This window comes from Ralstonia sp. TCR112 (assembly GCF_007997035.1).
GTDB lineage: Bacteria > Pseudomonadota > Gammaproteobacteria > Burkholderiales > Burkholderiaceae > Ralstonia > Ralstonia edaphi.
In genome coordinates this window covers 1-6,796 of sequence record NZ_VOSS01000054.1, presented here as the reverse complement: position 1 = coordinate 6,796, position 6,796 = coordinate 1, and the positions used below count along the sequence as shown (strand labels likewise).

6 protein-coding genes are annotated in these 6,796 nt (G+C 65.2%); 3 read left to right on the top strand and 3 right to left on the bottom strand.

From position 1 onward, the window contains the following. The 3 genes from FUT88_RS15145 to FUT88_RS15135 form a co-directional block, all read right to left on the bottom strand. Positions 1 to 1,586 (bottom strand): secretin N-terminal domain-containing protein (locus tag FUT88_RS15145; protein WP_147216334.1); only part of this gene is annotated, 1,586 nt, incomplete at its 3' end. A 15-nt stretch (positions 1,587 to 1,601) separates the two neighbouring features. Then, complete coding sequence (gene sctS / locus FUT88_RS15140) at positions 1,602 to 1,877, bottom strand: type III secretion system export apparatus subunit SctS (RefSeq protein WP_024978637.1); 276 nt, start codon at positions 1,875 to 1,877, stop codon at positions 1,602 to 1,604. Between the two features lie 52 nt (positions 1,878 to 1,929). Next, on the bottom strand, positions 1,930 to 3,885 hold the full coding sequence (locus tag FUT88_RS15135) for an FHIPEP family type III secretion protein (protein WP_325205670.1): 1,956 nt from the start codon (positions 3,883 to 3,885) through the stop codon (positions 1,930 to 1,932). 319 nt (positions 3,886 to 4,204) lie between these two features. On the opposite strand from FUT88_RS15135, the gene FUT88_RS15130 reads away from it, so the two are divergent. From FUT88_RS15130 to sctR, 3 genes are all read left to right on the top strand, one after another. Then, entirely contained in the window at positions 4,205 to 5,053 is an 849-nt protein-coding gene (locus FUT88_RS15130; RefSeq protein WP_147216330.1) for a helix-turn-helix transcriptional regulator, read from the top strand. Then, entirely contained in the window at positions 5,050 to 6,138 is a 1,089-nt protein-coding gene (locus FUT88_RS15125) for a FliM/FliN family flagellar motor switch protein (protein WP_147216328.1), read from the top strand. Before FUT88_RS15130 ends, FUT88_RS15125 begins: the two co-directional genes overlap by 4 nt. Positions 6,139 to 6,194: 56 nt before the next feature. Beyond that, positions 6,195 to 6,796 (top strand): type III secretion system export apparatus subunit SctR (sctR, locus tag FUT88_RS15120; RefSeq protein ID WP_147216326.1); only part of this gene is annotated, 602 nt, incomplete at its 3' end.

The following is a 6,796-nucleotide window of genomic DNA, read 5'->3' as shown; positions in this document are numbered from 1 at the left end:
TTGAAGCCGGCAATCAGCAGACTCTTACCCTCTTCGATCATCGCCTTGGTGACGATCGAGCGCTCCTGCACCACCGGCAGTTGCGAGACGCGGTCGTTGGTCAGGTTGCCGTCGTCGATGTCGATCGACATCATCACGCTCATCTGGCCGGCCTCGTTGACGATGAGCGGCGTGACCTTCACGCTCGTGCCTGTCGTGATGCCGTACAGCGACGCATCCTGGAAGCCCGACACCGGCACGTAGAAGTGGATGAGGTTTTCAAGAATGGCTTCGGTGTTGTCCAGTGCCAGCACCTTCGGCTTGGCCTGCAGTTGCGCGTTGCCGCTCTGCGTGAGTGCGTTGATGCGTGCCAGCAGGTAGTTGCGCAGGCTGCCGCCAATCGACGCGGTGAGTGCCATGCCAACCGGCGTGGTGGCGCCGGTCTGGCCGTCTTCCGTGGTGCCCACGTTGAAGGTGAGCGGCGGGTTGTTTCCGTTGCCGGATTGGAAATCGCCGTGCTTGGTGTGCAGGCGCCAATCCACGCCCAGGCTGTCGAGCGAATCGGTGCTGATGTCGATGATCGTGAGGTTGATCTCCACCAGCCGCGGCTTGGTATCGAGCGAGGCGATCAGGCGTTCGTACTGCGCCATGTGCTCGGGCACGTCGCGGATGAGCACGGCGTTGATGCCGGCGTCGGCTTCGATGCGCGGCAGGTCAGGCGGCGTACCACCGCCCGATGCCGCGGGCGCCTGCGCGCTGTAGCCGGAATCCCCTTGCGATCCGGCCAGCGGGATCTCGATGCGCGGCACGTTGATGCTGTCACCGGAGCTGAGCTTCATCTGCCGCGTCGGCCCGGTCAGCCGCATGGCGCGCGTGGGCGACATGCCGGGGCTGCTGGCTGCCGGATTGGGCGCGCCCAGCAGCCGACGCATCATGGTGGCAATGCCGGGAATCGTCACGGGCTTGCCGGACCGGTTGATCTCCACATCGCCCGCCCAGGCGTACTTGAGCGGGAAGGCACGAATCTCGGCGCGGTCCGCACCGCGTGACGGATCGGCAATCGATGCAATGGCCTGGCGCACGAGTTCCACATAGCGCTTCGGGCCTGACGCGTAGACGGTGTTTTCCTTGTCGCTCACGACGAGCGGGAAGCGCTGATCGGTGATCTGCATGGCACGCAGGATCTGCGCAAGCTCAGGGCCGCTGCCCTTCGGGATCGGGAAGACCTGCGTCTGTGAATCGTCGGCACGGTCCACGTAGATGAGCGAGCCGTCGTAGTACCAGGTGAGCCCGTAGGTGGCACACACGGTGTTGAGCGTGCTGGCCGGCGGGCCCGAGAACTTGCCGTTGATGGTGCCTTCCACCTTCGGGTCGACGACCGCCGTCACGCCCTGGGATGCCGCCAGCTCGCGGATGAAATCGCCCACCTTCTTGCCTTCGGCCACCAGCGTGTACGACCGGTTGCGCCAGCGCAGCTCGGCCGCCTCCACCACGGCCGCCGTCGTCAGCAGCCACAGGCACGCCGCTGATGCACTCCACTGCAGGAATCGATAGCGTTTGTTCACGCGTGTTCTCGCTCGGTTATGTTGTTGTTCGTTCGGCGCCATCTCGCGATCCCCCCGCTAGAAAGGCGCCACACCGCCGTAAAACACCTGATCGAGTGCCATGCGGGCAAAACGCAGCACCTCGCGTCCGCCCCACCCCGCCAGCACCACGATGGTCACCATCACCGCAATCAGCCGCACCGACAGGCCGATGCTCTGATCCTGGATCTGCGTCACTGCCTGCGCGATGGCAATCAGTAACGCCGATACCGTTGCCACCGCCACCACGGGCAACGAGACCAGCAGCACCAGCAGCAAGCCCTGGCGTGTGGCTTCGAGAATGGTGGCGCTCATGTTCATGGGCCCGTCTCCTTGTGCGTTCTGTGCGTTCCGTGCGTTTGTGTCTTCAGGCCGGGTTGGTCACCCAGCCCACGGTGTTGAGCTCGATCGCTTCGTCGATCTCCTGGTACGACAGCACCGGCAGATCGCCAAACACCGGCTGCAGCATCGTCTTGACGTAGCGCCGGCAGTTGAGCGACACCATCACCGCCAGCGGGCGGCCATGGCGGTCTTTCTCCAGCGGGCGGGTGCCGCCCAGGATCTTCACCACCTGGTCGGTGATCGCCTGCTTGGCGTCGCGCGTGAGGCTCAGCACGCTGCCCTGCTTGGTGTGCACGACGGCCTGCTCGATGCGCTCCTGCAAGGACTGCTCGAACAGCACCACGTCGAGCACGCGGCTGGTGCCGCAGAACTGCTCGGTGATCTGGCGGTGCAGGTCCACGCGCACCAGCTCCACGAGGCCGATCACGTCTTCGGGCTCTTTGGGCGACCACGTGATCAGGCTCTCGAAAATGGCGCGCAGGTTGCGGATCGACACGCCCTCCTGCACCAGCCGGCGCAGCACTTCGGTAATGCGCTGCGGCGGCACGAGGCGCGTGAGTTCGGCCACCAGCTCGCCGTGTTCACGGCGCATGATCTGGATGAGGTTCTGCGTTTCCTGAATGCCGATGAGCGAAGCGGCATTACGCTCGATGAGCGTTTCCACTTCGGCGGCAAGACGCTCTTCGGGCGGCACCGCGCCGTCGGAAATCGCATCGCGCTCAGGCAGCGTGCCTTCAGCGGCCAGCACGTCCTGCACAAGCAGCGCGTAGCCGTGGGCGGGCAACGTCGCGTCCCAGTTCAGTTGCACGCGCGGGAACACCGCACCGAGCCTGCGCTGCACGCGCGATTTGGCTTCGGCCAGGCGCGTCTGCAGGGCAACGAGTTCGATCTGGCCGCGCAGGTCTTCCGACAGGCGCACGGCGATGGGCGGCGCAATGCCTTCCGCCGGCGAGCCTGCCTCGGGCTCGGCCAGGCGCCGTGCATCGGGGCCGAGCACAAGCAGGTCGAGCGGCGGCGCCTGTCGGCGCTGGCGCATGCGCAGGAAGGCGGCCGCCGCGGTGCCGATCGCCAGCAGCAGGAACGACCACTTCGGAAACCCGGGCACGAGCAGGAACGCCAGCAGCACGCCGCTGGCCATCAGCATGCCGCGTGGGTGGGCGGTGATCTGCGCGCCGATCTGCTGGCCGAGGTGGCGCGCTTCACGGTCTCGCGTGGCCACACGGGTGGTGACGATGCCGGCAGCAATCGACACCAGCAGGGACGGAATCTGCGAGGCCATGCCGTCGCCCACCGTCAGGATCGCGTAACGGTGCAGCGCATCGCCGATCGACATGCCGTGCATCAGCGCGCCCACGGCAATGCCGGCCAGGATGTTGATGACCGCGATGATGATGCCGGCAATGGCGTCGCCCTTGACGAACTTCATCGCGCCGTCCATCGCGCCATGCAACTGAGATTCCTGCTCGAGCGCTTCACGGCGGCGCTTGGCTTCGTCCGACGTGATGATGCCGGCGCGCAGATCGGCGTCGATGCTCATCTGCTTGCCGGGCATCGCATCGAGCGAAAACCGCGCACCGACCTCCGCCACGCGCTCCGAACCCTTGGCGATCACGATGAACTGCACCACCGCGATCACCAGGAACACGACGCCGCCGACCACGAAGTTGTTGCCGACCACGAGCTTGCCGAAGGTGTCGATCACGTGGCCCGCATTGGCCTGCAGCAGGATCAGCTTGCACGAGGCGATGTTCAGCGACAGCCGGAACAGCGTCGTGAACAGCAGCACCGCCGGAAACGACGAGAACGCGAGCGCCGACGGCAGATAGATCGACACGCACAGCAGCACGATGCTGGCCGCCAGGTTGAGCGAGATGAGCCCGTCCAACACCACGGTCGGCAACGGCAGCACAAAGAGCGCGACCACCGCGACCACGAACACGGCAATCGCAATGTCGTAGTTCACCAGCCGCGCCCAGCGCATGCCGGAGAGCGGAACATCCAACGCTGCAGCAAGATTCCGAGGCTTTGCCATGGAGCGCCTTTGGGCCCGTTTTGGACTGTTGGGACTGTTTTGGGGCCGCGTGGGCCCACGAATCTCCGTAGAAGACAGGCGCTGTTGAGCATCTGCTTCTCTTGCGAAAGTGTAGAAGTGAGGGGCCTCTGCGCTCAACGCGAAAACTCGTAGTCACGCGGACAATCTCTGACGAAGATTCGGGGTCGACTACGCTTTTCGGTAGTTCATCGCGGCGTGTGCGCGCCACTACAGTGAGTGCATTCACTTGCCACGCGAGAGGCCACGGTTGACTGCTTCGAATGTGGGTGCCGGCGATGTCCGCGCGCCGATCCTGTTTGGCGAAGAACACATCGTGGTCGATGCCGAATCGATCCGCCTGGGCGCAATGGCACGCGCCGAGTCCTTCTCCGAGACCGCGCAGGACCTGCGGGCCGCGCACGGGGCGCAGGAACGGCAGTTGCTACTGCGCGCCGTCTTGCGCAGCATCGGTTTCGACTGGCTCTGCTACTACCGGCTGACACGCATTGGCGAATCGATTACGCGGGTGCTGTACTTCCGCGCGTATTCGCCTCCCAACTGGCCAAAGCGTTACGTCGACGAACGCTACTTTGAAGTCGACCCGCGCCTGGCCTTCGCGTTGCGCTACGAGTGGCCGCTGGTATGGGACCTCGCGGATCTGGGCGCCACGCTCACCGCGCCATCGGATGCCGATCGTCTGCACCGCCTGCTGCAAGACGCAGAACGCTCTGGCCTGCGCAGCGGCATCAGCTTCGGGGTCGTGAGCCCCCGCAGCCTGGAACACAGTGTCATCTGCTTCGGATCGGGCAACAACGCCAAGGGCTGGATTGCCGACAACGTAGTCGGCCAGGCCTATGCCGTGGGGCTTGGCGTGCATGAATTCCTGATGCAGCACGCCAAGCCGTTGCATGAAGACGCGCATGCGCGGGCGCTCTCCCAGGTGCAACGGCAGATTCTGGAATTCATCACCAGCGGGTTGTCGGACAAGGCCATCGCCGAGCAGCTCAACATGTCGCCGCACAACGTCGACTATCACCTGCGCCAGCTCAAGAAGAAGTACGGCGCGCAGAACCGCGTGCAGCTCGCCTACATGGCCGGGCGGATGTTGATGACATGAACACGCTCGACGCCCGCATGCTGTCGGCAGTGGATCCGGCGCTGGCACGCACGCTGTCGCGCCTCTATCTCGCGCGCGCGACACTACCGTTTTCCGTAGGGGAGACACCCTACGAGGTGCGTTGCGAGGCCCATGCCGTGCAAGCTGCGGCGCAAGCCCACCGATTCACGCTGGGCGATGCGCCGGGCTGGCTGCTGCTCGATGCGGCCGCCGAACGCGCATGGCTGGCCGACGCCGCGGATGTGCACGTACCGCAAGCCTTGCGCTGCGCCGTGCTGGCCGACGCGCTGGCGCCGCTCGCACGTGGCATCGAACAACGCAGCGGACGCGCGCTTGCATGGTTGCCGGAGGCCGCCTCGCCCGACATACGGCTGGACCGGCCCGACGTCCTGCAAATGCTGGTCACACGCCGCGATGAAACACCTGCCGAAGACGGTGCCGCACCGTGGCAGGCACGCGCAGGGCTGCTGTTCGACGCGCCGCAGGCACTGCCTGAACTGTGCCCGGCCGAGTTGGCTGCGGAGCCCATCCCGCTGGCGGCCTTCATGGGTACGCAGGTGCCGCTGCGCTTCGAGCTGGGCGCCACGTTCCTGTCGCGCCGCGACTTTGCCGGCATTGCGCTCGGCGACATCGTGCGCATCGAAAAATGGCTGCCGGCCGGCAACGCCCTGCGCTGCGTGGCCCGTGTGCGGGGGCGGCTGCACCTGCGTGTGTTCGGGCAGGTGCAAGGCAACCGCATCGTGGTGGAAAACATTGAGGAAAAACCGATGACAACCGAAAACGCAGCCCCCCTCAACGCTGCACCCGGCACAGAGGCCCCAGCGAGGCCGCTTCCGACCGACAGCCTGGACGACATCGAACTGGTCACCACCTTCGAGCTGGAAGAACGGCGCCTGTCGTTGGCCGAGCTGCGTGCGCTGCGGCCCGGCACGGTGATGGAGCTGGCGCAGCCGCTCAACCAGGCCGTCATCCGGATCCTCGCCAACGGCACGCCGGTGGGCGAAGGCCACCTGATCGCCGTCGGCAACCGGCTCGGCGTGCGTGTATCGCGCTTCATCGGCCAGGCGGCACCCGGGCAGGCATAACGCCCGGCCCGCTTCTCCCTCAACAAGAACAACGCATCGACACACTCGACACGCACATGGGAAACCTGCCCAATCCCGTAGCGATGATTGCCGTGGTGGCGGCACTGGGCATCGCACCCTTTGCCGCGCTCATGGTCACGAGCTACACCAAGCTGGTGGTGGTGTTTGGCCTGCTGCGCTCGGCGCTGGGCATCCAGCAGGTGCCGCCCAACATCGTGCTCAACGGGATCGCCCTGATCCTGACGGTGTTCATCATGGCGCCCGTCGGCATGGACATGGTCGACAACCTGCGCGGGCGCAATTTCAACCTGAGCAGCCAGATGAGCGTGGACGACGTGATCGCCATCCTCGATGCAGCACAGCCGCCGGTGAAGAAATTCCTGCAGACCCATACGCTGGAATCGGAGCGCAACTTCTTCGTCAAATCCGCCACGAGCATCTGGCCCAAGGAGCGCGCGGCCGGCCTCAAGAACGACGACCTGACCGTGCTCGTGCCGAGCTTCACCCTCACCGAGCTGATCAAGGCGTTCCAGGTGGGCTTTGTGCTCTACATCATCTTCGTGGTGGTCGACCTGATCGTGGCCAATCTGCTGCTGGCGTTGGGCATGCAGATGATTGCGCCGACCACCATCTCGGTGCCGTTCAAGCTGCTGCTGTT